The sequence below is a fragment of the Sphingomonas sp. KC8 genome (assembly GCF_002151445.1).
Classification (GTDB): Bacteria; Pseudomonadota; Alphaproteobacteria; order Sphingomonadales; family Sphingomonadaceae; genus Sphingomonas_E.
In genome coordinates this window covers 74,981-100,794 of record NZ_CP016306.1, presented here as the reverse complement: position 1 = coordinate 100,794, position 25,814 = coordinate 74,981, and the positions used below count along the sequence as shown (strand labels likewise).

The window sequence follows — 25,814 nt, the reverse complement described above, 5'->3', positions numbered from 1 at the left end:
TGCGAACGAGCCACCATAGGTCGCTACCTGATTTGTAGTTCACAATTTCCGCACTAAATATGATGCGGAGACATTGGAGGGGATATGACGGCGAAGGTGCCCGACCGCGACACGATGGTTGCGGAAGCCAAGGCGAAAGCCGGGCTAGACGATTTCGGCGATACCTGGTTCTTCGCCAATATCGATGCCCTGATCCCCTGCCTCAACGGTGAAGCCAAGCTGAGCGATGCGGGCGCGGCCTATGCCCGTGAAACCATCGTTTCCTCGCTGGTCAACCGCCTGCGCTTTATCGAGATGTTCAAGCAGCATCCCGAAATCGACGCGGAAGAGGTTGAAGTCGCGGCCGTCGTCGCCGGCTTGCCGCGCACCGGCAGCACCATGCTGCACCGCATGCTCGCCGCCGCCCCGGGCATGACCGGCGCGCGCTGGTACGAAACCAAGAATTACGTCCCCTTCCCCGGCGAAGAACGCGGCAATCCCGAGCCGCGCCGCGCCGAAGCGAAGGTGCTGCTCGATTATATGTGTCAGGCGATCCCGGAACTGATGTCGATCCATCCGATGGATATCGACCAGCCCGACGAAGAACTGATCATCATGGGCCAGCTTTTCTCGTCGACGATGATCGAAGGCACCTTCTTCGTGCCCTCCTACGCCCGCTGGCTGATGGAAAATGATCGCATCCAGGTCTACCGCGATCTCAAGCAGATCCTGAAGCTGCTGCAATGGTCGGATCCCAGCCGCAAGGGCGCCAAGTGGGTGCTCAAGACGCCGGGCCACCTGATGGGCCTGGACGGCGTGATCGAAGTATTCCCCGAAGCCAAGATCGTCATGACCCACCGCGATCCGGTGCAGACCGTGCCGTCCTACGCCAGCATGATGTTCAACCTGTACGGCATGGTTTCCGATACCGTGACGAAGGAAGAAGTCGGCGCCGTCTGGATCGATCGTCTCGCCGAACTGCTCAACACCTTCGTGGCCGAGCGCGACAAGGTGAACGGCCGCAACTTCATCGACGTGCTCTATACCGAACAGCTCGCCGAACCGGTGAAGGTCGGCCGCTATGTGCTGCAACAGGCAGGCGTGGTCGTCACCCCCGAAATCGAAGCGGGCATGGCCGAATGGATCGAAGCCAATAAGCGCGAAGACCGGGCGCCACACAAATATTCGCTCGAAGATTTCGGCCTGTCGCGTGAACAGGTGGAAGAAAAGTTCCGCACCTATCGCGAGGCGTTCCTCGCCAAATAAGTCGGTTTGATAATTCGGTTTGACTGGTCCGGCGTCGTCGCAAAAGCGGGGACGCCGGCCTGCTAAACCGCAGGCAGCGTGAAAATGAACCGTGCCCCCTGACCGGGTGCGCTTTCAACCGTCAGGTCACCGCCCATCGCCCGCGCCAGCCGCCGCGCGATATAAAGGCCGACGCCGGTTCCCGCCCCGTCGCCGGGCTGCAACCGCTCGAACTTTTCAAAAATGCGCGCATGATCCGCCGGATCGATCCCGCGCCCCTGATCGGCGACGGTGACAACCGCATATTGCCCCTGCCGCTCGCAACGCAGCCACACCGATCCGCCCGCCGGCGAATGGCGCACGGCATTGCCGATGATATTCACCAGCACCTGCAATGCACGGCGGAAATCGCCCTGAGCGGGTAACGCCTCGTCACTGGCTGGCCGATCGATACGCACATCGGCGTCCGCAGCCTTGACGCCCAGCAGCCCTGCGGCACGCCGTGTCACATCCACCAGATCGAGCCGTTCGATCGCCGGCGCGAAATCGGGCCGTTCGATCGCCTGAAGATCGACGAGATCATCGACCAGCGCCAGCAAATGCCGGCCGGCGGCCGCGATGTCGGCGGCATAATTGGCATAGTCGCGACGCAGCGGCCCATCGACCTGCGCCCGAATATGTTCGGCACCGCTGATGATGCGATCGAGCGGCTGGCGCAGCGCCGCATCCAGCCGGCGGCCGAACGCATCGGCCTGCGCGGCATCAGTATCGACGCCATCGCCCGGCGCTGCCGCCAGCGCAGGCGACGGGCTGAGCGCAAGCCCCACCGCCGCCCCGCGAAAACCGGCAAAGCGGCCCGCCGCATCGAAGATCGGCACCGCCGATAGCCGAACCAGCCCGCCACCATCGCGCAATTCGCCTTCCTGATCGTCGAAGCGCCGCTGCGTGGCGATCGCGTCCAGGATCGGCAGGATACCGCTGTCATTTTCGGCCAGCGTCACCAATTTGGTCAACGGCTGGCCCAACATCGATTCGCGCGACGCCACCACACCCGGTGACAAGGCCGTCAGCTTCAGCGCCTCGTCCGTCTCCCACAGCCAATCGGCCGATGCGCGGATGAAATCATGTTCGCGGTCGATTGTGGTCGCGGGAAAAGCGCTGGCCGCCGGCCGTTCGGCCCAGCCCGCAATCGCAATGGCGACACCTTCGCCAGCCGGTTCAGCCCGCACCCACAATTCCAGATCGGCATCTTCGTCCGCTGCGATCACACCGCGCGACACGACGATCCCCAGCCGCCGTGCAAGCCGGGCTATGGTGGCGATCTGCGGCACAGCGATCACCCCGCCTGCCGCGCCGCCCGCGCGAAGGTGCAACCCTTCAAGCGCCGCGTCCGCCTCAACCAGATGAAAATCCCGGTCGAGCCGGCCATGGATCGGCGCGGTCATGTGCGCAAGCCTGCATCAAGATCGTCGATCGCGCCGCGAAATGCCGCGTCCAGCCGCCACGGGCGCAGGGTTTCCTCCGCACGGCGGCGATCGAGCATCATGAACGCTTCGATCCGGCCCGCCGCCGTATCCGGATCGACGTCGCTGGGCACGCAACGGAACAATATGTCCGCCGCCGTCCCATGCGCCATGCCGATCGCGCACAGCAGAACGGCAAGCCGGCTGCCATCGGCATCGAACAGCATGTCCCACGCCGCCGTAAACTCGATACCCGCCCGCAGCGCGAGCGCCGCGACCGCGAACGCCACACGCCCTTCGGCCAGCGCGCGCGCAATCAGATCATCGTCAAGCCGGTCGGCCGCGCGCAGCAACAGGGCCAGCGCAATCGCCCGCCCTTCCAGCGTCGTCGTCTCGTCATATCCGGCCAGCAGCGTCTGCGCCGCAATGCCGACTTCGCGATCAGCCACGCCCGGCTCCAGGCCACCCATATCGATCATGTAACGGCGCAGGCATGCCGCCACCCGCCAGATCAACCGGTGCTGCGCCTCGGCGGGCAGATCGGTGCGGGCCAGAACCGGATCCTGAAACCGATCGATCCGCCGGCTTTCGGCAATGATCATCGCCATCGCGGCGCTCGCAATCATGGGATCGGCGTCGTCGACCAGCATGTCGATCACGGGGGTACCTGCGGCCAGTTCGGCGTTGCGCGCGGCCATCGTCCGCAGCGCCAGGCTCAACCGATGTTCTTCGGCACGGCGCAGCACGAGCGCGACCAGATCCGGATCGCGCAATAGCCCGGCATGTTCCATCATCGGCGCTGCAATCGGTGTCGCACCAGCGGTAACAGCCGCGGCGAGCGCGGGATCCTTCGCCTCCAGCCGCTGGCCGATGCGGTCGCGCAGATCATCTTCGACCGTCGCGATCAGGCGCTGGAACAGGTTGGCGGCCGCCGTCCGTTCAATATCGCGCAACCGGCGGCCATCGGGCAGGAACAGATCGATCAGCGCCAGCCGGATGCGTTCACGCCCCGCCGCCTGCGCGCGCGCGGCATCACCCAGCAGACGTTCTGCACTGTCGATCGAATCCGGGGCAAAGACGGCCATTGCTTCGGTCTAGCGCCACACGGTTAAGACCAGCTAAATCTACCCGGCGTTGCGTTGCCCTACCCGGCTCGCCAGTTCGCGCTGAACAATTGCAAAAGAACACAGCGCATAAACAGCCAGTACCGCCAGGCCGATAAACCAGTATCCGACGAGTGCGAAGGGGGCCATGGCCCAGATCAGCCCGTCCAGGCTGGCCACCCATGATGGCACCTGCCCGCCAGGTAGATGCTTCAATATCCGCCGTTCAGCGGCCAAGGCCGCCATCGCGAGCAGGATGATGCCGGACACCAGCCACACCCCCCAGCCATGGTCCGCCGCCAGCCCGGCCGTCAGCACCGCCAGCGTGGCGGCCGCAGCCGTCATCCGGGCCTTCACGAAGGCGGGCGCCCAGCGCAGCGGGGACAGGCGGGCGCCGGCCAGCCGTTCGGCCACTGCCGCAATCGGCCCGGATGAAAGCAGGGCGATCTGCGCTGTCAGGTTCCAGCCTGCCGCAAACAATATGCCGGCGACGATTACCATCGTCACCGCGGCAACCGAAAACCACACCGGATCGATCCCCCGGCGCAGCAAGGGCGGGGCAACGATGCCTTCGATCGCAGGAAAGATATGCCGCCACGGCCAATCGCGGCCACGCGATCGGGCGCCGGCCAGCATATCGCGGTCAAACCCGTCGAGATGGGCGGCCCCATCCACCAGCAGCGGCGCCGCGCCGCCGCGCCGGCCTGCCTGCACGCCGGCATCGATCCGTTCGGCCCCGGCCTGCACCGTGCGGCGCAACAGGGTCGATTCCAGATCCCAGTCGCCCAGCATCGCCACGGTATCGCGCAATGCCGCGCCGTTGATCAGCATCAACCCGCCCCATCGGGCAACCGCATCGATTCGTTCAAAGACCGCATTGTCCGGCTCGTCCGCCACCGTCAGCACAAGCGGTGCGCGCGCTTCGGCGACGCGTTCAACCAAACCGACCGGGGCAACGCACCCGTCACCGATCACCAGCACGCGTTCATCCGGGTGAATACGGTCGGCCGCATCGGCGGCATCGCGGGCGACATCGACGCGCAATCCCGCGCGGCGCAAGCGTTCCGTCGCTGCGGCCAGCGCCACCGGGAGCCGTTCGGCGACGACAACGATATGGTCGGCCCCGGCGAAACTCGCCAGGCGTGCCTGATGCTCCAGCAGGGTACGGCCGGCCAGCGGCAGGGTCGCGCGCAGCCCTTCCGTTTCCTCTTCCGCCAGATGATATGCCGATATCAGTGCGGCCAGCGCCACATTTCATCCCCCGATCGCATGGATCTACGCGATAAGGCGGGATTGCGTTCGTTGCAAAGCCATCCGGCGCCGAATTACGCCGCGCCAGCGCCAGGGATCAGGCGATGAACGTATCGATGGCGCGTGCAATATCCGCCAGCACCGCCGGATCTCCCGGTGAACCGACGATCGCACGTTCGGCCTGCACCATCAGTTCGACCGCGCCGAAACTGGCCGCCAGCCCCTGAAGGCGCATCGCCGCCGTCCGCCATTCGGGCGCACCGCTCGCACGCCCGAGCGCATCGGCGTGGCCGTGAGCGCTCGTCCGAAACACGAATCCAAGCTCCGCCACCAGCATCGGATCGTCGCCGACAGCGGCCGCAAGCGCGATTTCCAGGGCACCGGGATCGTAGGTCATCCTGCCCTTGTCGCATGATCCGCTTAACAGGCCGTTTCAGCAGCCCTTCCGCAGAAGCGGAAAGATGATAAACATCGCGTATGAACCAGGGGGTACGATCCACCGATCAATGGCGTGAGCACCGCGCGCTGCTCGAAGCCATTTCACGCAACCGCGAAGAGGCTGCGGCCGGCGACGATCCGTCACCTGCGCCCGCGCCCCCGCAGGCGCCGCCCCCTCCCGCCCACCCGGCCTACGAGCCGGCGAGCTACGCAACACCGATGCGCGACGTCTTCGTCGGCGGCATATTGCTGCTCGTCGCGGCCTTGTGGATCGCCGCCGTTGGCGCGACGCTTGAATCCCAGGGTTCGCCGCTGAGCAGCTTTACCGCGCTTGTTTCGCTGGCAAGTGGCCCGCTGGCCCTGCTCGGCGTCGTGTTCGTCGTCCTGCAACGCACCAGCCGGCGCGAAGCGGTCCGCTTCGGCCAGACCGCGCAGGCCATGCGAACCGAGGCCGCACATCTCGAACAAGTCGTCGGCCAATTATCCACCCGCATCGCAGACAACCGCCATGCGCTGGCGGATCATGCCCAGCAGTTGCTGCACCTCGGTGAAGATACGACACTGCGGCTGGGCGAAATCGCGGCGGCCATGGCCCGCGAAAACAAGGCACTGCGCGTTGAGGCGGATCACCTGGAAACGGCCGCTGAAATCGCACGCAGCGACATGGGCGTGCTGATCGACGACCTGCCCCGCGTGGACGATCAGATCCGCGGCATCATCGCCCGCCTGCGCGAAAGCAGCGGTGAAGCGGCAGAGCGCATTTCCAGTCTTCAGCACCAGTTGGGCGCGCTTGCCCAGCATGGCCAGCACGCCGATGTGATCGCTTCGACGGCGGCGAACAAGCTTGCCGAACAGATCGCCTTGATCAACGATCAGGGCGCGCTTGTCGACCAGCGCCTCGACACGGCGACAACGGCGCTCGTCAGCCGGGTCGACGAACTGGGCCAGCGGATCGATTCGCTGTCGACGCGGCTATCCACGCAGGATCAGGCCAGCCAGCTGGTGCTGGGCGGGATTGATCGCGCGCTCGACACGATCGAGGCGCGCTTCGCCGAAATCGGCTCCAAGGGCGATGATGCGACCCGGCGGATGGGTCAGGCGCTTGCCGACCTGCGCGAACAGAGCGACGGGCTGACCGGTCGGATCGACGCAGCAACGCCGGCCACGGAAGCGCTGGTCCAGCGTGCCGTGGCGCTCAAGGCGGCGCTCGACGCCAGCACTGCCGGGATCGACGATCATATCCCCGCTGCCCTTGCCGGTATCGAACAAAGCGCCGGTCGCAGCCATGCCGCGATCGCCGCCATCATTCCCGAAGCCGCGGCGCTGGAACGCGTTGTCGCCACCGCGACCAGTGGCCTCACTGGCGCCGAAACCGCGATCGCCGAACAGCGCGCCGCGATCGAAGCGATGCACGCGGCCGCCGAAGCCCGCCTGGCCGATATTGCGCGCCAGTCGGAAGCCCTTCAGGCGACCATAGCCGAGGCGGAAAAAAGCGCCCAGATGCTTGCCAACGAAGCAGGTCCGCAGTTGGTGGAAGCCTTGCTGCGCGTGCGGGAGACGGCAGCACAGGCCGCCGAAGGCGCGCGCGAATCCATCGGCCAGGTTATCCCGGCCGCCGCCGCATCATTGGGTGCAGCCAGCCGCGAGGCGATGGGCAAGGCGATGAACGAAACGCTGCACGCCCAGCTTGGCGAAGTCAGCGCCACCGCCGAACGCGCAGTCGCCGCCGCGGCGTCGGCCAGCGAACGGCTGCAACAGCAGCTCGCCTCGATCAAGGATACGGCGGCCTCGGTCGACGCCCGGCTGGACGAAGTGCGTGCACAGGTGGCCGAATCCGATGAGGAGAGCTTCTCGCGCCGGGTGGCGCTGCTTGTCGAATCGCTCAACTCCACGGCGATCGACGTCGCCAAGATTCTGTCGAACGACGTAACCGACAGCGCGTGGACATCCTATCTCAAGGGCGATCGCAGCGTCTTCACCCGCCGCGCCGTTCGCCTGATCGACACAACGGACGCCCGTGAAATCGCCCAGCATTATGGGGAAGACACCGAGTTCCGCGAGCAGGTGAACCGCTACATCCACGATTTCGAAGCGATGCTGCGGCGCGTGCTTGCCAGCCGCGATGGCGCGCCGCTTAGCGTCACCTTGCTCTCGTCGGACATGGGCAAGCTGTACGTCGCACTCGCCCAGGCGATCGAGCGCCTGCGCACCTGAGCCATCAGGCCCGCTGGCCTGATGGATTCCACGATGCTGTCAAACCCCGGTCGGGTGCGCGCGGCCGACCGGCTCCGCCTCGGACATAACCATTTCTTCGGCTTCCACCGGATCGGTCGGCGCCATCATGTGGATCGTCCGCCACCCACCCCAGCGATAATAGGCCCAGGTCATCAGCAAGGTCGCGATGGCGCCGGCATTGTAGCTCCACCAGATCGCATCCGCGCCGATAAGCGGCTGGAAATGGGCGGCCAGGCCCAGCCGAACGGGGATGAACGAAATCGCCAGGATCAGCAACGGCACCATCACCGCCCCATTGGCCCGCACCGCCGCCGATAGCACCGATGTGATGCCGAACAGGATGAAGCCCCAGCTGACGATCAGGTTCATATGCCGGGCGATATCCATCGCGTGGCCGTCACTGCCCAGAAACAGCGACAACACATAACGATCGATCGCCAGCAGCAGCAGCACCGCCGATCCCGTCATCAGGATGTTGATCCCAATCCCCGCGCGCGTGATCTGGCCGACACGTTCCCAGCGCCCCGCACCGATATTCTGCGCCGCCATCGCGCTTACGGCAGCCCCCAGCGCCATCGCCGGCATCTGGATATAGGTCCACATCTGGTTGGCCGCGCCGTAGGCCGCCGTGGTCGCGGCCCCCTCGCGATTGACCAGGCCGATCATCGCCAGCGCCGAAATCGACACAACCAGCATCTGCATCCCCATCGGCACGCCCTTCAGCACGATGGTCCGCAGCAATTTGGGATCGGGCAGCAGATAGGCCAGTTCCCGCCCGCGCAGGCGCAGCGGCAGATCGCGCCAATAGATGTAACCGACAAGGCCGATCAAACCGGCATAATTGGCGATCAAGGTCGCGGTGGCCGCCCCTTCGATGCCCATGCGCGGGGCCGGGCCAAGGCCGAGGATCAGCACCGGATTCATCACCACATCGATCACCGCCGATAGGGCCATGAACCACAAGGGCGTCATCGAATCGCCGGTTCCGCGCAATCCCATCGTCAACAGCACCACGATCATGCCCGGTGGCAGGCCGAGAAAAATCACGCGCAAATAGGCCAAGGCAAAATCAAATACTTCGGGCGGAGTTGCCAGCAGGTGCAGCAGCGCCGGCGCGCCATACCAGCCCGCAATCGCCACCAGCGACGCCGCGATCACGAACATGCCTGTGGTGGTGCCGATAACACGGCGCACGCCATCCACGTTGCGGGCGCCCATATTCTGGCCAACCAGGATCGTCGCGGCCATGCCAAACCCGAATACGGCCGAAAACATCAGGAACATGACAAGATTGGCATTGGCCGTCGCGGCCAGCGCTGCTTCGCCGAGAAACTGGCCGACCCAGATCGCGTTGATCGATCCGTTCAGCGACTGGAGAATACTGGACCCCAAGGTCGGCAAAGCGAACAACAGCAGCGTGCGAACAATCGGTCCGCTGGTCAAATCCTGTCCCGCACGTGCTGTCATTCTGGTCTCCGTCCCCCCGAACGTGCCGGGCGCCCCGTGTGTAAACACTCAGGGAAACGGGACAAGAGGCGAACAGACGACCGAACCAGCGCCACCGCGTCGTCGATATCGGACGCAACGATCCGATAAGATTATCCTGCCGGCCGCATTCTGCTCCGGGAAAACCGTCAGCCCGTCAGGCCTGCGATCAGAAAGCCTCGATCGGCAGCGCCATCAGACTTTCGGCGCCGCCTTCGATTTTACGGCGCAGCGCTCCTGCATCGGGCAATATACGTTCCGCGAAGAAGCGCGCGGTTACCAGCTTGGCTTCATGGAAGGCGCGATCATCGGTGCCAGCCCCCAGCGCCGCCGCCGATGCCTGTGCCATTTTCAGCCACATCCAGCCGAGCGAGACGATGCCCATCAGCGTCATATAACTATAGGCTGCGGCCCCGGCATTGTCGGGGTTCGCCATGCCGTTCTGCATCAGCCACATGCTGGCCGCCTGCAATTCGCCCAGCGCCTTTTCCAGCCGCGCGGCAAGATCGGCGGTTTCGGGTTTGGCCCTGGCGGTGGCAATTTCCTCGCCGATCAGCGCGAAAAGCGCCATCGCCGCGCGACCGCCGTTCATCGGCAGCTTGCGACCGACCAGATCCATCGCCTGAACGCCGTTCGTGCCCTCATAAATCTGGGCGATCCGCGCGTCGCGGACATATTGTTCCATGCCCCATTCGCGAATGTAGCCATGGCCGCCATATATCTGTTGCGACCTGGTGGCGATTTCATAGCCGAGATCGGTGACATAGCCCTTGATAACCGGCGTCAGCAACGAGATCAGATCGTCAGCCTTCTGTCGCTCTTCCTCCGTCGCGGCGGCATGGCTGAGATCAACCTGCAACCCGCCCCACAGGCACAGGGCGCGCGCGCCTTCCAGGCACGCCTTGGCTTCCATCAGCATGCGCCGCACGTCGGGGTGGACGAACAGCATGTCGGCCTTCTGGTCCGGCTCCTTGGGGCCGGTCAACGCACGTCCCTGCCGCCGCTCCTTCGCGTAATGAACGGCGTTTTGATAAGCGACCTCGCCGATCCCCAGCCCTTGCAGGCCTACGCCCAGCCGTGCGGCATTCATCATGATGAACATCGCCGCGAGGCCCTTATTCTCCTCGCCCACCAGAAATCCGGTTGCCCCGTCATAATTCATGACGCAGGTCGAATTGCCGTGGATTCCCATCTTTTCTTCGATTGATCCGCAGGACACGCCGTTGCGCGCACCCAGCGTTCCATCGGCATGGACCATGAATTTCGGGACGATGAACAGGCTGATGCCCTTCACATTGTCCGGCGCGCCCGCGATCTTCGCCAGCACGAGATGGATGATATTGTCCGTCAGGTCCTGCTCACCCGACGAAATGAAAATCTTGGTGCCGGTTATCCGGTATGTGCCATCGCCGTTGGGATCGGCTTTCGTGCGGATAAGCCCCAGATCGGTGCCGCAATGCGGCTCCGTCAGGTTCATCGTTCCACCCCATTCGCCCGAAATCATCCGCGGCGTGTAGAGCGCCTTTTGCGCGTCCGATCCCTTGGCGAGGATGGCCGCCGTCGCGCCCATCGTCAGCCCGTTATACATGGCAAAGGCCATGTTCGCGCTGATCAGATATTCCTCGAACGCCGTGGCCGCGACATGCGGCATCCCCTGCCCGCCATATTGTGTCGGACCGGACAAAGTGGGCCAGCCGGCTTCGCGAAACGCATCATAAGCCGCCTTGAAACCCGGTGGCGTCGTCACGCTGCCATCGGCATGGCGCGTGCAGCCATGCGCATCCCCAACCTGGTTGAGGGGAAACAGCACTTCTTCGCAGAATTTGGCGCCTTCGCTCAGCACCGCATCCACCATATCGGCCGACGCGGCTTCGAAACCCGGCAGATTCGAATAACGATCAAGGCCGAGAACGGCATCGAGGACATAACGGGTGTCGCGCACGGGGGCGGCGTAAATCGGCATTGCTCAGGCTCCTGTCGTCAGGCGTCGCGGTCACCATCACGGGTGCGCCTGGTCTCTTCGGCGCGCAGCTTTTCGCGGCGGCGTGCTTCGATCAGTTTGGAATTGTCTTCGTCACTTTTGACGAGATCGACAAAATCGACGAGTTCGGCCATCGCCGCATCGATATCGTCGCGCTGGCGCTTCAGCGCATCGATGCGCGCTTCGCATTTGGCAATGGTCACATGCTTCTGGGTCACGCGGCCGTCGTTCAGATCGTAAAGGTCGATCATCTCGCGAATATCGGACAGGCTGAACCCCACCCGTTTACCGCGCAGAATCCAGGCCAGCCGCGCGCGATCGCGTGTCGAATAGACCCGTGCCAGACCTATCCGTTCGGGGGCGATCAGCCCTTCATCCTCATAAAATCGCAGCGCCCGCGCCGTCACCCCAAACTCTTCGGACAAATCCGAAATCGTGAAGGTCTGCCGGTTTTTATCGTCCGGCGTGTCGATGGTCGCGTGTACGGGCATGTCACGCGGTTTACTTTACGCTCACGTCAACGTCAATCCGGTGGGGAGCCGTACCCGGTACCGTCACTGCAATGCGATGAGGAGGACATCGGCAGCCACGTCCGCCTGCCGGCGTCCTCCTCAAAACCGCACAGATATCAAATATCGTCGTCCGGTTCCGGTCCGGCCATCAGCGCATCGGCCACTTCGGCCGAATTGCCACGGATCGCATTTTCCAGCCGCTGCGCGACATCGGGATTCTGGCGCAGATAGGTTTTGGAATTCTCGCGGCCCTGCCCGATCCGGATCGAATCATAGCTGAACCAGGCGCCCGATTTCTCGACGACACCGGCCTTGACACCGAGATCGAGAATTTCGCCGACCTTGGAAATGCCCTCGCCATACATGATGTCGAATTCGACCTGCTTGAACGGCGGAGCGACCTTGTTCTTGACGACCTTCACCCGCGTGGCGTTGCCGACAATATCGTCGCGATCCTTGATCTGGCCGGTGCGGCGAATATCGAGGCGAACCGACGCATAGAATTTCAGCGCGTTGCCACCCGTCGTCGTTTCCGGATTGCCGTACATCACACCGATCTTCATGCGGATCTGGTTGATGAAGATGACGAGCGTCCGCGACCGGCTGATCGAACCGGTGATCTTGCGCAGGGCCTGGCTCATCAGGCGGGCCTGAAGCCCGACATGGCTGTCGCCCATTTCCCCTTCGATTTCCGCACGCGGCACCAGGGCTGCGACCGAATCGATCACCAGCACGTCGATCGCGTTCGACCGGATCAGCGTATCGGTGATTTCCAACGCCTGTTCACCGGTATCCGGCTGCGAGACGATCAGTTCGTCGATGTCGACGCCCAGCTTCCTGGCATAAACCGGGTCGAGCGCATGTTCGGCATCGACGAAAGCGGCGGTGCCGCCGGCCTTCTGCGCTTCGGCAATGACATGCAGCGCAAGGGTTGTCTTGCCCGAGCTTTCCGGGCCGAAAACTTCAACGATGCGGCCACGCGGCAACCCGCCAATGCCAAGGGCGATGTCCAGCCCCAGCGAACCTGTCGAAATCGATTCGATTTCGATCTTTTCGCGGCTGCCCAATTTCATCGCGGAGCCCTTGCCGAACGCACGATCTATCTGTGCCAGTGCGGCTTCGAGGGCTTTCTGCCTGTCCATGTCGGCCTTTTCCTTTTCGGAACCGATGAGCTTCAACTGTGCGGCCATCCGGTCAGCCCTCTCGTAGATCGCGCCTCGGCGCTGTTCAACCGGGATGCTGTGTACATGGATTGTTCCATAAGAACAAGAAGGGAACAGTCACATGCCCGTGGTGATTTCATCAAGCCCCGTGCGCACGCTTTCCATCGTGAACGGCTTGGTCAGCACCGGCACCGCCGCGTGGCGCGAAGGCGGCGCTTCGAGGTGGCCGCCGGTTGCCAGCAGGAACGGCTTGTTGACGGCCATCAGGGCGTCGGCCACGGGCCAGCTGGCTTCGCCGTTACGCAGATGCAGATCCAGGATCACCGCGTCAAAGCCGCCATCGGCCACCTTCGCCAGCGCGGCTTCCACCGAATCCGCGGTTCCCGCCGAACCATGGCCCAGGCATTCGAGATAATCCTCGAGCACCATGGCGATCAGGGGTTCATCCTCGACAACCAGAACACGGAGCGGTTCGTTCATGCCGATTGTCTACCCCGCAAATATCTGCTGATCCAGCGACTTCGCGTTCCCTCATTGTTTGGCGACCAGCGCGTCACGGGCGGCTTCGGCGAGTTGCTGGACGGAGAAGGGCTTGGCCAGGAAGGCAACCCTGTCGATATCGATCGAACGCCGCAACTGTTCTTCGGCATATCCGGACATGAACAGGATCGGCAGGTTGGGGAATTTTTCGCGTGCATGGCGCACCAGCGTCGGCCCGTCCATCGTCGGCATCACCACGTCCGACACGAGCAAATCGATGGTGGCGCCGTCGTCGGCGGCCATGCCGACCAGCATTTCCAGCGCCTCTTCGCCATTGGCGGCGGTGATCACCTTGTAACCCTGCCGGGTCAGCGCGCGTTCGGCCACGGTGCGCACCATATCCTCATCCTCCACCAGCAGGATCGTGCCGGTACCCCATAGTTCGCCCATCGGCGCCTTCTTGGGCGGCGGCGGCGCCTCCGCCACCGGATCGGCGCGGTGGACGGGCAGATAGATGACGAAGCTGGTGCCCTCGCCTGGTTTGGAATCGGCGAAGATGAAGCCGCCCGATTGCTTGACGATGCCATATACGGTCGACAAGCCAAGGCCCGTGCCCTTTCCCACTTCCTTGGTGGTGAAAAAGGGTTCGAAAATCTTGCCCAGCAATTCCGGCGGAATGCCGGTGCCGGTGTCCGACACGCTGAGCGCGGTATAGTCCGCGACAGGCAGGATATCGCTGTTGAGCCGGCGCACCTCGGCGGCGGTGACGGCGTAGGTCTGCACGGTCAGCGTGCCGCCCGATGGCATGGCATCGCGCGCATTGACGGCCAGATTGACGATCACCTGTTCAAGCTGGCCGGGATCGGCGCGCACCTGCCCAAGGTTGCGGCCATGCTTCACCACCAGCCGCATCCGTTCGCCAAGCAAACGCTTGATCAGGTTCGACACTTCGGAAATGACGTCGGGCAACTGCAATATCTGCGGACGCAGCGTCTGCTGGCGCGAAAAAGCGAGCAGCTGACGGGTCAGTCCCGCCGCGCGGTTCGAATTTTGCCGGATCTGCTGGATATCGTCATAATCGCTTTCGCCCGGGCGATGACGCAGCAGCATCAGATCGCAATGGCCGATGATCGCAGTCAGGATGTTGTTGAAATCATGGGCGACACCGCCCGCCAGCTGACCCACCGCCTGCATCTTGGTGGCCTGCGCCACCTGGTTCTTCAGCCGCGATTCTTCGCTATTGTCCTTCAGGCTCAGCAGTGCGGCCGCCTCACCCAGCCCGCGTGCGCCCGCGATCGTAAGCGCAACGGGTTCGTCCGCGCGATACCGCAGGCGCACCGCGATATCGCCCGACATACGCTGGCCCGCCGCCAGACGGCGCACGGCATCCGCGACGGCGGCCTTGTCTTCCTTGACGACAAGATCGCTGGGATAGAGCACCGGCTGGTTCGCAGGCAGCCCGGCGGCCCGCCGAAACGCCTCATTCATGAACAGGATGCGGCCATCCCGTTCGGCCAGCGCGAGGCCCAGCGGCAGCATCGCCAGCAGCGCTTCGATATGGCCCGATGCCGTTTCCGGGGCAGGACGCAGCGCTGCCGTATCATCCAGCAGCAGAAACAGGGTCGGGCTTTCACCGATTCCCTCGTCAAGCGGCACCTGAACCACGCGCAGGGGCGTTCCCGCATCCCCTTCGGCACGGAACCGGATCAGATCATTTGGCCCGTCTTCCAGCAGGTCGGCCAGGGCCAGGCTTGCAACCTCGCCGCCGCTTCCACCCAATGCGCGTTGCAGGAACACGCTGTTGGCCGCAACAAGCCGCCCGCCACCATCGACCATCGCCGCCATCACGCCGGCAGCTCCCAGGCGGACACCGCCGTCGCCGTCGATCAGCCGGCGCGCATCGTCGGTCAGATCGTTGCCGGGCATCCGCCGCAACCGCCAGACAAGATGGTCTTCCGCCGCACCGCCGCGCGCAACCGTCGCCACCAGCCGCCCGCGCCCGGTGACGAGATCGGATACCATCGCCGATCCATCGCGCCACGCGACGCGGCCGGCGTGCGCCAGCCGCTCATCGCCATGATCGCCGATCGCCAGCCCGGGCGGTGCCGGCAGGCCGGGAAACCAGTCTCCGTACAGCGCACTGGCGCAGATCAGGCGGCCTGCCCGATCGGTGATCGCCACGGCATCCAGCGAATCGTGAATCGCGGCGCTGATCAGGCCGATATTCGCGGGCGCAGCCGCCCGAACGGGCGTCCCGACGCGGTTGGTGTAAAGCATCACCAGCCCCGTCGCGCAGCAGAATATGGCGAAAAAGATGGCGGCCGCGGCCACGTCGCCCAGCAGCCACAGCAGCAAAGCCGCCGTAAGGATGCCCGCCGCCAGCACAGCGATCAGGATCGGCCGGTCGGCACGGCGGGAGTCGGGAACAGATATGGATGAAAAGGCGCTCGCCATGTCTAGCTTCTCTTCCCCCGGCGCACCTTCATCCGTCAAGTCGCCGCGCGGCAACCCAACCGGCGCTTCCACCGGCAGGCCTCAGCCGGCGACGATAGCATGCGGCAACTGGCCGTCAGCTCCGCAGCATCCTGTCATAAAGCCGCTGCCGCCATTTCCGCGCGATCCACATCCGCCAGGTCAGTGCTGCGATCACATAGCCGATGGCCGCCCCCACGACCGACACGACGACCAGCCCAAGGCCCAGCGCCGGGCCGATATCGCGCAGCAACCATTCGCTCCATCCAACGGCCTGTTGCGGAATATGCCCCGCCGCAGCGGCCAGATCGGTCGGCCCATGCCCCAGCAGCTTGCGGCCAACCCAGATGGAAAACGCCCAGATCGCCGGCGTGGTAAACGGATTGGTGATGAAGGTCGTCAGCGCGGCCACCGGCACATTCGCCCGCGAAGGAAGCGCGAAGATCGCCGCGAAAACGGTTTGCGCCACAGGAATCAGGACACCCACCAATATGCCGAGCGCCACGCCACGCGGCACTGAACGACGGTGGAAACGCCACAATTCCGGCAACAATATGCGATGGGCAACAGGTTGCAGCCAGCGAATCCGTTCGAACGTTTCGCGCGTCGGCATGTTGCGCTCGCTCCAGGCGCGCATCCTCTCGAACATGCCGCCTAGCCCCGATCGCGCAACAGGCGCTGCTGCTCGCGTTTCCAGTCGCGCGCCTTTTCCGTCTCGCGCTTGTCGTGCAGCTTCTTGCCCTTGGCCAGCGCTAGTTCCACCTTGGCCCGGCCCCGTGGGTTGAAGAAGATCGACAGCGGGATCAGCGTCATCCCCTCGCGCGACACGGCATGCCGCATCTTTTCGATCTCACGGGCATGCAACAACAGCTTGCGCGGCCGTTTCGGTTCATGGTTGAAACGGTTGCCATGGCTGAATTCCGGTACGTTGGCGTTAACCAGCCACACCTGATCGCCCTTTACCTCGGCATAGCTTTCCGCGATCGATCCTTCGCCGAAACGCAGCGATTTCACCTCGGTCCCGGTCAACGCGATGCCCGCCTCGAAGAAATCCTCAAGGAAATATTCGTAACGCGCCCGCCGATTCTCGGCGACCGTCTTCACTTTCTCGAAAGTTGCGGGCTTGGGGCGGGCCATCTAACTCTTTCTTGGACGCCGGATCGCGTCATTTGCCCATATGGGCAGGGATGGGCTTCACACCAGCCCTGCATGGGCCAGCGCCGCGTCAACCGCATGACGGCTGGCTTCCGACGGCCAGGTCATCGGCAGGCGCAATTCGACCGGAAATCCAGGGCGGGTGCGGCTTAGCGCATATTTCACAGGGCCAGGTGAAGCATCCGTGAACAATGCGCTGTGCAGTGGGAAAAGCCGGTCCTGCAGCGCCAGCGCGCCCTTCCAGTCGCCGCTGGCACAAGCCGCCTGAAAATCGGCGCACAGCCGCGGCGCGACGTTCGCGGTGACGGAAATGCAGCCCACGCCGCCCATCGCCATGAAACCCAGCGTCATATCGTCATTGCCGGAAAGCTGGCAGAAATCGGGGCCACAGGCCAGCCGCTGGGCCGACACCCGTTCCACCTTGCCGCTGGCGTCCTTGACGCCGACGATCGTCGGCAGCTTCGCCAGCGCGGCCATCGTATCGACGGTGATGTCGGTCACGGTGCGGGCCGGCACATTATACAGGATGATCGGCAGATCATTGTTGTTCGCCAGATAGGTGAAGTGGGCGATCAGTCCGTCCTGATTGGGCCGGTTGTAATAAGGCAGCACCACCAGCGCCGCCGTCGCACCGGCGGCCTGCGCATGCTGCATATGTTCAAGCGCGACCTTGGTGTCGTTCGATCCGCAGCCGGCGATCACCGGCACCCGGCCGGCCGCCTGCTCGACGCAGACCGCAACGACATGGTTGTGCTCTTCGATCGACATGGTGGCGCTTTCGCCCGTCGTGCCGCAGGGCACCAGCGCGGACGAACCGTTATCAATCTGGAAATCGACAAGCGCCCGGAATGCGGCTTCGTCGAACCGTCCATCGCGGAACGGCGTCACAAGAGCCGGAATCGACCCGCTGAACATCATACACTCCCTTCACCTGGAGCCCGACGCGCGGCATAGTGCACGACATGGGACGGTACTGGTTACGTTTAGCGGCTGATAAGGACGGCAGCCGCATCATGTCCAGCATGTTGACGCGTGCTTTGGGCTTTGGGGTGATGATGGCGTCGGTCGCGGGTGCCGCGACGCTGACGACGGACCAGCGCGATTGGTATCGCAGCCGGCTGGGATTGGCCTCTGCACCGCCACAAGCGAGCACTGTTGCGGTCGATCCGGTGGCCGAAGCCCTGATCCGCTGGAATCGCCTGCGTCAAACGGACAGCCTCGCTTTTTCCGAATATGCCGGGTTCCTGCTGGCCTATCCGGGATGGCCGGGCGAATCGGCCATGCGCCGCACCGCCGAAAAGCAGCTCGATGCCTATCCGGCGGCCCCGTCCGAAGTTGCCCGATTCTTCGATCGCTTCCCGCCGCTGTCCAATGTGGGGCGGTTACGGCAGGCCGAAGCGCTGGCCGCGATCGGCCGCGTCGGCGAAGCAACCACCATCGCACGCACCGCCTGGACCAGCGGCGCGCTCATCGACAGCGACGAACAGCGCCTGCTTGGCCGGTTCGGTCCGCAGATCACGCAGGCCGATCACGACATGCGAATGGATCGCCTGTTGTGGGATCGCGCGACAACCGCCGCCGCACGGCAACTTCCTCGCGTCTCGCCAGTGAAGGCGGCGCTGTTCGATGCCCGGCTGGCGATGCAGACGAAGCGCGCCGATGCAGCGGAAAAGGCAATGACCTTTGCCAGCACTGGCAACAGCGATGCCGGATTTGTCGCCGATCGCGCACGCTGGTTGCGGGATACCGGCCAAAGCGTGCTGGCGCGCGCATGGCTCGGCCAGGCCCGCACGCTGTCCGCGCCCCCGCTCGATCCGGCGAAATGGCTGGAAATTCTCGTCCTCAACGCCCGTGGCGCGGCCAATGACAATCAATCCACCTTCGTGGTCGATATGGCGCGCCACGCCGATGCCGCCTTCCCGGCCGGAACAGTCGTGCGCACGCGCAGCTTTGCCGAACGCGATGAATATACCGATCTCGTCTGGCTTGGCGGGATTACCGCGCTCAGGAAGCTCAACCGTCCGGCGGATGCGGCCGCGATGTTCAGCCGTTACGCCGCCGCCGCGCAAAGCCCGGGCACGCAAACCAAGGGCCTGTACTGGGCAGGCCGCGCCGCGCTGGCCGCAGGCGATCAGCCGAACGCCACACGCTATTTCACGGAAGCGGCCACCCATCCCGATCAATTTTACGGCCAGCTGGCTGCCGAACGGATTGGCCGGCCCGCCGCAGTCCCGGCGATTGCACCGACTATGTTGACCTCCGCCGATCGGGCGCGTTTCGCTTCCCGGTCGATCGTGCGTGCGTCGCGCATCCTTGGCGAACTCGGGTCATGGCGCGACCAAAGCCTGTTCCTGCGCACCTTGGCCCAGGATGCGCGCAGCGACGCCGATCACGCCCTGACAGCCGAATTGTCGCGCGAAATCGGCCGGCCCGATCTGGGTGTGATGGTGGCGCGCAACGCCCGCAACACCGGCGCCAGCGATTTCGTGCCGACCGGCTTCCCGCAGGTCGCCGTGCCACCCACGGAAACCGGCAATTGGGTGATGATCCACGCCATCACCCGCCAGGAAAGCCAGTTCGATCGACAGGCCGTCAGCCATGCCGGCGCGCGCGGGCTGATGCAGTTGATGCCTGCCACCGCACGCGAACAGGCCGGCAAGCTCGGCCTGTCTTATGATTATGACCGGCTGACCAGTGATCCGACCTATAACATCATGCTGGGATCCAGCTTCTTCCAGCGGATGCTGAACTATTATGGCGGCAACCACGTGCTTGCCGTCGCCAGCTACAATGCCGGCCCCGGCAATGTGAACAAATGGCTGCGGGCTTATGGTGATCCTCGCATGCCCGGCATCGACGTGATCGACTGGATCGAAGGGATTCCGTTGTCCGAAACGCGCGGCTATGTGCAGCGCGTGCTGGAAAATGCCGTCGTCTATTCGGCGATGAACCCCCAACATGCGAAGATGCCGACACGTAACAAATTGTCGGCCTATCTCGGCAAATCCACGCCAGGCTGATCGCACACCGATGAACGAACGCCCTCCGAACTACATCACGCCTGCGGGTTTGCGCGTCATGCGCCAGCGCTATGAACAATTGTTCGCGGTCGATCGCCCCAAGCTGGTCGAGGTCATTTCCTGGGCCGCCGGCAACGGCGATCGATCGGAAAATGGCGACTATATCTACGGCCGCAAGAAACTGCGCGAGATCGACCGCGAACTGAGCCATTTGTCGCGGCGGATGAAGGCCGCCAAGGTGATCGATCCGGCGCGGCAGGACGATCGTTCGCGCGTCTGGTTCGGCGCAACGGTGACGCTGGTTGACGAAGATGATCGCGAACGCATCGTCACCCTGATCGGCGAGGACGAAGCCGATGCCGGCAATGGCCGGATCAGTTGGCGCTCTCCCCTCGCCCGCGCGCTGAAAGGCGCGGCGGTCGGCGATCTGCGCCGGGTCGAATTGCCCGCCGGACCGAAGGAATGGGAAATTCTGGCGATCACCTATCCAACCGCCACAAGCTGAACGGCACGCCGCACGGGCGGCCACCCTCGCTTGATTAATCCAGCTGGAAATCCGCGCCGAACGTCGCCTTGGCCAACGCCGTAAGTTCGGCGTCGGCCGGGGGCGCCGTCATGGGCACACTCTTTTCCAGCTTGTCGGCGATCAGCGTCAGCGCGGCGATGCGGGCGGCCTTCTTGTTGTTGCCGTCGATCACATGCCACGGCGCCCAGCGCGTATCGGTATGGTCGAACATGTCGGCCATCGCCTTCAGATAATCGTCCCGCCGCGCACGATTGCGGAAATCCTCGGCCCCCGTCTTCCACCGCTTCCACGGATGCTGCAGCCGTTCTTTCAGCCGCTTGTCCTGCGTTTCCTGCGTGACGTGGATGAACAGTTTGATGATGGCGGTGCCATCCTCTTTCTGCTGCGCTTCGAACTCGTTGATCTCGTCATAGGCGCGCTGCCACTGCCGTTCGGTGGCGAAGCTCTCGACCCGTTCGACCAGTACGCGGCCATACCAGCTGCGATCGAACACGCTGATTTCGCTGCGTCCCGGCAGTCGGTTCCAGAAACGCCACAGGAAATGCCGCGCTTTTTCTTCCGGGGTGGGTGCGGCGATCGGCCACACCTCGAAGTGGCGCGGGTCCCATTCGCCGGTCAGCCGCTGGATGATCCCGCCCTTGCCGGCGGCGTCCCAGCCTTCGAACAGGATGATGCTGCGCTTGCCGTGAACGATATGGGCGACCTGGATACGAGCCAGTCGCTCCTGCACGTCGGCGAGCGCGGCGTCATAATCGCCGGCGAACTTCTCGCCCTTCTCATGCTCCGCAAGGTCGATGCCCATGCCGTTCCCGCCCTTTCCCGTCATGCCAAAACCGTTTCAGCATGACGGGCCGGTTCATGCAACGCCGCGCATCAGCCCTTGGATGCCGGCTCGACGACGCGGAGATGCAGTTCGCGCAATTGCTTCGGCGTTGCCGCCGCCGGCGCCTGCATCATCAGGTCTTCGGCCTTCTGCGTCATCGGGAAGACGATCACCTCGCGAATGTTCGGTTCATCGGCAAGCAGCATGACGATGCGGTCGACACCCGGGGCAGACCCGCCATGCGGCGGCGCGCCGAACTTGAAGGCATTGATCATGCCCGCGAAATTGGTGTCCACTTCCTGCTGGCTGTACCCGGCGATCTCGAACGCCTTGTACATGATCTCCGGCCGGTGGTTCCGGATCGCGCCCGACGACAATTCCACCCCGTTGCAGACGATATCGTACTGGAAAGCCAGGATATCGAGCGGATCCTTGGTTTCCAGCGCCTCCATTTCGCCCTGCGGCATCGAAAAGGGATTGTGGCTGAAATCGATCTTCTTGTTGTCCTCGTCATATTCGAACATCGGGAAATCGACGATCCAGCAGAACTCGAAACGCTTGGCGTCGATCAGGTCGAGCTGTTCGGCCGCCCGCGTGCGGGCGAGGCCGGCGAGCTTGGCGGCCTGCGCTTCCTTGCCGGCGGCGAAGAACAGGCCGTCGTCCGGGCCAAGGCCAAGCGCGTCGGCCATCGCGTTCATGCCTTCTTCGCCATGGTTCTTGGCGATCGGGCCGCCCCATTCGCCGCCCTTGCGGGTGGCATAGCCGAGGCCGGCAAAGCCCTCGGACTGCGCCCAGCTATTCATGTCGTCGAAGAATTTGCGGCTCTTTTCCGCTGTTCCCGGCGCCGGGATCGCGCGCACCACGTCGCCCGCCTCAACGATCGAGGCGAACCGGCCAAAGCCTGAGCCTACGAAATAAGACGAGACATCGCTGATGATCAGCGGGTTGCGCAGGTCCGGCTTGTCATTGCCATATTTCAGCATCGATTCCTTGTACGGAATGCGCTTGAACGGCAGCGGCGAAACAGTGCGGCCCTTGCCGTCGAAATCGGCAAATTCCTCGAACACGCCGTGCAGCACCGGCTCGATCGCGGCGAACACGTCATCCTGCGTGACATAGCTCATCTCGAAATCGAGCTGGTAGAACTCGCCCGGCGAACGGTCGGCGCGGGCGTCCTCGTCGCGGAAGCAGGGCGCGATCTGGAAGTAACGGTCGAAACCCGCCACCATCAGCAGCTGCTTGAACATCTGCGGCGCCTGCGGCAGCGCATAGAATTTGCCCGGATGGACGCGGCTCGGCACCAGATAGTCGCGCGCGCCTTCGGGCGACGAAGCCGTCAGGATTGGTGTCTGGAATTCGGTGAAGCCCTGCCCGATCATTCGCTGGCGCAGCGACGAAATCACGTTCGAACGCAGCACGATATTCTTGTGCAACCGCTCGCGCCGCAGATCGAGGTAGCGGTAGCGCAGCCGGATATCTTCCGGATATTCGGCCTCGCCGGCCACCGGCAGCGGCAGTTCCTGCGCGGCGGACTGGACGGCCACCTCACGGGCATAGACTTCGATCTCGCCGGTCGCGAGGTTGGCGTTGGCCGTGCCCTCGGCGCGCTGCTTGACGCTGCCGGTGATGGTGATGACCGATTCCGCGCGCACGCTATCCAGCGTGGCGAAGGCCGGCGAATCGCTGTCGGCGACGATCTGGGTCAGGCCGTAATGATCGCGCAGGTCGATGAAGAGCACACCGCCATGGTCACGCTTGCGATGAACCCAGCCCGAAAGACGGACCGTGGCTCCCTCGTCCGAAGCGCGAAGCTGGGAGCAATTATGGGTGCGATAGGCGTGCATGTATGTCGCTCTCAATGCGCCGGATCGGTCGGTTCGCGGGTCCGCACACGCCAATTCGGCTAAAATTCACGATTGAGTGCGCTTCGCGGTGACGGCGCGGCTTGTCAAGGCGTGCGGCATGGCTATTCACCGCACATGCAGATTCACCCGTTGATCACCGATAGCGCCACCCTTGCCGATCTCGTCGCCCGTCTGGCCCAGTCGCCATATGTCGCGGTCGATACCGAATTCATGCGCGAGAACACCTATTGGCCTGATCTCTGCCTGATCCAGATCGCTGACGAGCATGAAGCCGCCGCGATCGATCCCAAGGCCAAGGGCCTCGATCTTACCCCCCTGCTCGATCTCCTCGTCAACAATGAAGACGTGTTGAAGATCTTTCACGCCGGCGGGCAGGATCTGGAAATCGTCTACAACCTGACCGGCAAGACGCCGCACCCCTTGTTCGACACGCAGGTCGCGGCGATGGCGCTGGGGATGGGTGAACAGGTCGGTTATTCCAACCTCATCGAATCGATGCTCGGCATCAAGCTCGACAAGGGCGCCCGCTTCACCGATTGGGGCCGCCGCCCGCTCGACAAGCGCCAGATCGATTATGCGATCGGCGACGTCACCCATCTTTCCGCGATCTTCCCCAAGATGCTCAATCGCCTGCGCAAGACCGGGCGGGGCCAGTGGCTCGATCAGGAAATGGAACGGCTGGGCGATCCGCGCAATTACGAAAACCTGCCCGAACAGGCGTGGATGCGCATCCGCGTGCCCAGCCGCAAGGCCGATGTGCTGGGCCGCCTGAAAGCACTCGCCGCATGGCGCGAACGTGAGGCGCAGGCGAAAAATCTGCCGCGCGGCCGCCTGGTCAAGGATGAGACGCTGGCTGATATCGCGGCACACCCCCCCAAAACGCAGGCCGATCTGTCGCGCGTGCGGGGGCTTTCACCCAGCTGGGCGTCCAACGATATCGGCGGCCGGCTGATCGGCGCGATCGAGGCTGCGACACCGCTTCCCGACGAAGACATGCCCGCGCGCGAGGATCGCAAGCCCGGCCTCGGCAAGGAAGGCGCGCTGATCGCCGATCTGCTGAAGCTGCTGCTCAAGATCCGCTCACGCGAATCGGATGTCGCGCCGCGCCTGATCGCCCGATCGGACGAACTGGAGGCGATCGCGGCCGGCCAGCGTGAAGGCTTGGCCCTGCTCGATGGCTGGCGCTACGATCTGTTCGGCAAGGATGCTATCGCGCTGGTCGAAGGGCGGATGGCGTTCAGCGTGCGGCGCGGCAAGCTGGTGATGTCGGAAGTCACACCGGAATAGTCGATCCGATCGGGCTTGCGATCCACGCATAATGAACATCCCTCACTTTGCACTTGGCCGGCGCGTCAAGTGCAGGCACACTCCCGTCCGATCGCGTACCCCGGCTATCGCCGTGAGCAAAGTGCGCGCGGCAGGAGGCGGACCATGGATGATTTTTCGCGTCTCGGCGTCATCGACACGCCCACCGACAGCAGCGTCCTCGTCAGTTCGTCCCGCTACCTGAACAACCCCCGGCTGGGCGATGCGATGACGACCGCGATGCTCCGCCGCAATGGCCCGGATCGGCGGGTCGGCTGGGACAGCACGAACATCGTCCGCGCATATTGGGAAGTGCGCGACACGACCGAAATTAACCGCCTGCTCGCCGAAGAACGCCGCCAGAACCCGGCCTTCGACGCATTCATGGGCGAACGCTTCATCTCCACCTTCACCCGCGACGATCTGGCGGGCTACGCGCCCGGCACGTTGGGACGGATATTCTACGACTATCTGGTTGCCGGCGATCTGGATATCGCGCTCGATCCCCGGTTGCGCGCCGATCCCGCCTGGCGGCCGGCCACCGACCTCGAATATTTCGAGCTGCGATCCGCCCAGACGCATGATTTCGAACATATTCTCGGTGGCGTCGGGTTCGATGCGATGGCCGAAGTCGTGCCTTTCTGGATGCGGATCGAAAACTGGAACCGCAACATGTCGCCCACCCTCGCGGGTGAAATGGTGGCGGTGCACATGCTGCTGATCATGCCCATGTTCACCCGCGTCCAGCTGCATTACCCGGCCGCCTACGCCACCCTGTCCGATTTCGTCGAACGCGGCATCCGCATCGGCCGCTCCGCCACCCCCCTGTTCATGGCCAGGTACGAACCATTATTCGCCCTCAGCCTTGATGAAGCGCGCGCCGCGTTGAATATTCCGCCGATGGAACATTATGACTCGTCGGCGGTTTCGACCATTTTCGGCGAAGGTGCGCCGGGCACCGTGAAGAAAGCCAAGGCGGCCTGACAGTGGGGAGTATGATGATGCAGATGAAGGCCCTGATTGCCGCCAGTGCGGGCGCATTGCTGCTGGCCGGCTGCATGGAAAGCATGCCTGGTCCTGATCGGCCCCGGCCGCCACGTCCGCCGCACGGCCAGTGCCAAGCCGATCGCGCCCAGTCGTTCGTCGGCCAGGTGGCCGAAGATCGCGTCGTCGAACGTGCGCGTCGGGCCGCACGCGCCCGCACCGTCCGGGTGTTGCGCCCCGGCCAGCCGGTGACGATGGATTATCGCGTCGATCGCCTGAATATCGAGATCGATACGCGCAGTTTCATCCTTTCGGTTCGCTGCGGCTGA

The 25,814-nt window shown here is 64.0% G+C and carries 21 protein-coding genes and 1 pseudogene; 7 read left to right on the top strand and 15 right to left on the bottom strand.

The window, feature by feature from the left end:
* Positions 1 to 84 precede the first annotated feature (84 nt).
* Positions 85 to 1,245, top strand: coding sequence for a sulfotransferase family protein (locus tag KC8_RS00490; RefSeq protein ID WP_010125281.1), 1,161 nt, complete (start codon positions 85 to 87; stop codon positions 1,243 to 1,245).
* Between the two features lie 62 nt (positions 1,246 to 1,307).
* Here the strand turns inward: KC8_RS00490 and KC8_RS00485 are convergent, their stop codons facing one another.
* The 4 genes from KC8_RS00485 to KC8_RS00470 all read right to left on the bottom strand — a co-directional run bounded on the left by KC8_RS00485 (position 1,308) and on the right by KC8_RS00470 (position 5,438).
* A complete protein-coding gene (locus KC8_RS00485) occupies positions 1,308 to 2,669 on the bottom strand; it encodes a sensor histidine kinase (protein WP_010125280.1) in 1,362 nt (453 codons plus the stop codon).
* Positions 2,666 to 3,772 carry a DUF2336 domain-containing protein gene (locus KC8_RS00480; protein ID WP_010125279.1) on the bottom strand — a complete coding sequence of 369 codons (1,107 nt, stop codon included), beginning with the start codon at positions 3,770 to 3,772 and terminating at the stop codon, positions 2,666 to 2,668. The genes KC8_RS00485 and KC8_RS00480 overlap by 4 nt, the downstream gene beginning before the upstream one ends.
* Positions 3,773 to 3,811: 39 nt before the next feature.
* On the bottom strand, positions 3,812 to 5,041 hold the full coding sequence (locus tag KC8_RS00475) for a hypothetical protein (protein ID WP_010125278.1): 1,230 nt from the start codon (positions 5,039 to 5,041) through the stop codon (positions 3,812 to 3,814).
* A gap of 97 nt (positions 5,042 to 5,138) precedes the next feature.
* Positions 5,139 to 5,438, bottom strand: a complete 300-nt coding sequence (locus KC8_RS00470) for a hypothetical protein (protein WP_010125277.1) — start codon at positions 5,436 to 5,438, stop codon at positions 5,139 to 5,141.
* Between the two features lie 80 nt (positions 5,439 to 5,518).
* Between KC8_RS00470 and KC8_RS00465 the strand changes: the two genes are divergently transcribed.
* Complete coding sequence (locus tag KC8_RS00465; protein ID WP_010125276.1) at positions 5,519 to 7,693, top strand: hypothetical protein; 2,175 nt, start codon at positions 5,519 to 5,521, stop codon at positions 7,691 to 7,693.
* A 39-nt stretch (positions 7,694 to 7,732) separates the two neighbouring features.
* Here KC8_RS00465 and KC8_RS00460 read toward each other — a convergent pair whose 3' ends face one another.
* The 9 genes and pseudogenes from KC8_RS00460 to dapA all read right to left on the bottom strand — a co-directional run bounded on the left by KC8_RS00460 (position 7,733) and on the right by dapA (position 17,877).
* Positions 7,733 to 9,181 (bottom strand): MATE family efflux transporter, encoded by a 1,449-nt coding sequence (locus KC8_RS00460; RefSeq protein WP_029624500.1) that lies wholly within the window; start codon positions 9,179 to 9,181, stop codon positions 7,733 to 7,735.
* 187 nt (positions 9,182 to 9,368) lie between these two features.
* Positions 9,369 to 11,162 carry an acyl-CoA dehydrogenase C-terminal domain-containing protein gene (locus KC8_RS00455; protein WP_010125274.1) on the bottom strand — a complete coding sequence of 598 codons (1,794 nt, stop codon included), beginning with the start codon at positions 11,160 to 11,162 and terminating at the stop codon, positions 9,369 to 9,371.
* Positions 11,163 to 11,275: 113 nt separating this feature from the next.
* Positions 11,276 to 11,671, bottom strand: a pseudogene (locus tag KC8_RS00450) (MerR family transcriptional regulator); the annotation flags it as partial.
* A 137-nt stretch (positions 11,672 to 11,808) separates the two neighbouring features.
* Entirely contained in the window at positions 11,809 to 12,882 is a 1,074-nt protein-coding gene (gene recA, locus KC8_RS00445) for a recombinase RecA (protein WP_010125270.1), read from the bottom strand.
* Between the two features lie 90 nt (positions 12,883 to 12,972).
* Complete coding sequence (locus KC8_RS00440) at positions 12,973 to 13,335, bottom strand: response regulator (RefSeq protein WP_010125269.1); 363 nt, start codon at positions 13,333 to 13,335, stop codon at positions 12,973 to 12,975.
* 51 nt (positions 13,336 to 13,386) lie between these two features.
* Positions 13,387 to 15,789 carry an ATP-binding protein gene (locus KC8_RS00435; protein ID WP_029624499.1) on the bottom strand — a complete coding sequence of 801 codons (2,403 nt, stop codon included), beginning with the start codon at positions 15,787 to 15,789 and terminating at the stop codon, positions 13,387 to 13,389.
* A 115-nt stretch (positions 15,790 to 15,904) separates the two neighbouring features.
* Positions 15,905 to 16,456, bottom strand: a complete 552-nt coding sequence (locus KC8_RS00430; RefSeq protein ID WP_010125267.1) for a DUF2062 domain-containing protein — start codon at positions 16,454 to 16,456, stop codon at positions 15,905 to 15,907.
* Positions 16,457 to 16,461: 5 nt separating this feature from the next.
* A complete protein-coding gene (gene smpB / locus KC8_RS00425) occupies positions 16,462 to 16,944 on the bottom strand; it encodes an SsrA-binding protein SmpB (RefSeq protein WP_010125266.1) in 483 nt (160 codons plus the stop codon).
* A gap of 57 nt (positions 16,945 to 17,001) precedes the next feature.
* Positions 17,002 to 17,877 (bottom strand): 4-hydroxy-tetrahydrodipicolinate synthase, encoded by an 876-nt coding sequence (dapA, locus tag KC8_RS00420; RefSeq protein WP_010125265.1) that lies wholly within the window; start codon positions 17,875 to 17,877, stop codon positions 17,002 to 17,004.
* A gap of 98 nt (positions 17,878 to 17,975) precedes the next feature.
* Between dapA and KC8_RS00415 the strand changes: the two genes are divergently transcribed.
* Positions 17,976 to 19,982 carry a lytic transglycosylase domain-containing protein gene (locus KC8_RS00415; protein WP_010125264.1) on the top strand — a complete coding sequence of 669 codons (2,007 nt, stop codon included), beginning with the start codon at positions 17,976 to 17,978 and terminating at the stop codon, positions 19,980 to 19,982.
* Between the two features lie 10 nt (positions 19,983 to 19,992).
* Positions 19,993 to 20,487 (top strand): transcription elongation factor GreB, encoded by a 495-nt coding sequence (gene greB, locus KC8_RS00410; RefSeq protein WP_010125263.1) that lies wholly within the window; start codon positions 19,993 to 19,995, stop codon positions 20,485 to 20,487.
* Between the two features lie 34 nt (positions 20,488 to 20,521).
* Here the strand turns inward: greB and KC8_RS00405 are convergent, their stop codons facing one another.
* Positions 20,522 to 21,310 (bottom strand): polyphosphate kinase 2 family protein, encoded by a 789-nt coding sequence (locus KC8_RS00405; protein WP_010125262.1) that lies wholly within the window; start codon positions 21,308 to 21,310, stop codon positions 20,522 to 20,524.
* 71 nt (positions 21,311 to 21,381) lie between these two features.
* Complete coding sequence (gene aspS / locus KC8_RS00400) at positions 21,382 to 23,175, bottom strand: aspartate--tRNA ligase (RefSeq protein ID WP_010125261.1); 1,794 nt, start codon at positions 23,173 to 23,175, stop codon at positions 21,382 to 21,384.
* Positions 23,176 to 23,310: 135 nt separating this feature from the next.
* On the opposite strand from aspS, the gene rnd reads away from it, so the two are divergent.
* The 3 genes from rnd to KC8_RS00385 all read left to right on the top strand — a co-directional run bounded on the left by rnd (position 23,311) and on the right by KC8_RS00385 (position 25,814).
* Positions 23,311 to 24,483 (top strand): ribonuclease D, encoded by a 1,173-nt coding sequence (rnd, locus tag KC8_RS00395; protein WP_010125260.1) that lies wholly within the window; start codon positions 23,311 to 23,313, stop codon positions 24,481 to 24,483.
* Positions 24,484 to 24,627: 144 nt separating this feature from the next.
* A complete protein-coding gene (locus KC8_RS00390; RefSeq protein ID WP_010125259.1) occupies positions 24,628 to 25,485 on the top strand; it encodes a Coq4 family protein in 858 nt (285 codons plus the stop codon).
* Between the two features lie 17 nt (positions 25,486 to 25,502).
* Positions 25,503 to 25,814: an I78 family peptidase inhibitor gene (locus KC8_RS00385; protein WP_029624496.1), complete on the top strand. Its 312-nt coding sequence runs from the start codon at positions 25,503 to 25,505 to the stop codon at positions 25,812 to 25,814.

Bases quoted from the DNA above. Each gene is read 5' to 3' on its own strand.
- KC8_RS00490 (WP_010125281.1), top strand. From the start codon at position 85: ATGACGGCGAAGGTGCCCGACCGCGACACGATGGTTGCGGAAGCCAAG.
- KC8_RS00485 (WP_010125280.1), bottom strand. From the start codon at position 2,669: ATGACCGCGCCGATCCATGGCCGGCTCGACCGGGATTTTCATCTGGTT.
- KC8_RS00480 (WP_010125279.1), bottom strand. From the start codon at position 3,772: ATGGCCGTCTTTGCCCCGGATTCGATCGACAGTGCAGAACGTCTGCTG.
- KC8_RS00470 (WP_010125277.1), bottom strand. From the start codon at position 5,438: ATGACCTACGATCCCGGTGCCCTGGAAATCGCGCTTGCGGCCGCTGTC.
- KC8_RS00465 (WP_010125276.1), top strand. From the start codon at position 5,519: ATGAACCAGGGGGTACGATCCACCGATCAATGGCGTGAGCACCGCGCG.
- KC8_RS00460 (WP_029624500.1), bottom strand. From the start codon at position 9,181: ATGACAGCACGTGCGGGACAGGATTTGACCAGCGGACCGATTGTTCGC.
- KC8_RS00455 (WP_010125274.1), bottom strand. From the start codon at position 11,162: ATGCCGATTTACGCCGCCCCCGTGCGCGACACCCGTTATGTCCTCGAT.
- recA (WP_010125270.1), bottom strand. From the start codon at position 12,882: ATGGCCGCACAGTTGAAGCTCATCGGTTCCGAAAAGGAAAAGGCCGAC.
- KC8_RS00440 (WP_010125269.1), bottom strand. From the start codon at position 13,335: ATGAACGAACCGCTCCGTGTTCTGGTTGTCGAGGATGAACCCCTGATC.
- KC8_RS00435 (WP_029624499.1), bottom strand. From the start codon at position 15,789: ATGGCGAGCGCCTTTTCATCCATATCTGTTCCCGACTCCCGCCGTGCC.
- KC8_RS00430 (WP_010125267.1), bottom strand. From the start codon at position 16,456: ATGTTCGAGAGGATGCGCGCCTGGAGCGAGCGCAACATGCCGACGCGC.
- smpB (WP_010125266.1), bottom strand. From the start codon at position 16,944: ATGGCCCGCCCCAAGCCCGCAACTTTCGAGAAAGTGAAGACGGTCGCC.
- dapA (WP_010125265.1), bottom strand. From the start codon at position 17,877: ATGTTCAGCGGGTCGATTCCGGCTCTTGTGACGCCGTTCCGCGATGGA.
- KC8_RS00415 (WP_010125264.1), top strand. From the start codon at position 17,976: ATGTCCAGCATGTTGACGCGTGCTTTGGGCTTTGGGGTGATGATGGCG.
- greB (WP_010125263.1), top strand. From the start codon at position 19,993: ATGAACGAACGCCCTCCGAACTACATCACGCCTGCGGGTTTGCGCGTC.
- KC8_RS00405 (WP_010125262.1), bottom strand. From the start codon at position 21,310: ATGGGCATCGACCTTGCGGAGCATGAGAAGGGCGAGAAGTTCGCCGGC.
- aspS (WP_010125261.1), bottom strand. From the start codon at position 23,175: ATGCACGCCTATCGCACCCATAATTGCTCCCAGCTTCGCGCTTCGGAC.
- rnd (WP_010125260.1), top strand. From the start codon at position 23,311: ATGCAGATTCACCCGTTGATCACCGATAGCGCCACCCTTGCCGATCTC.
- KC8_RS00390 (WP_010125259.1), top strand. From the start codon at position 24,628: ATGGATGATTTTTCGCGTCTCGGCGTCATCGACACGCCCACCGACAGC.
- KC8_RS00385 (WP_029624496.1), top strand. From the start codon at position 25,503: ATGCAGATGAAGGCCCTGATTGCCGCCAGTGCGGGCGCATTGCTGCTG.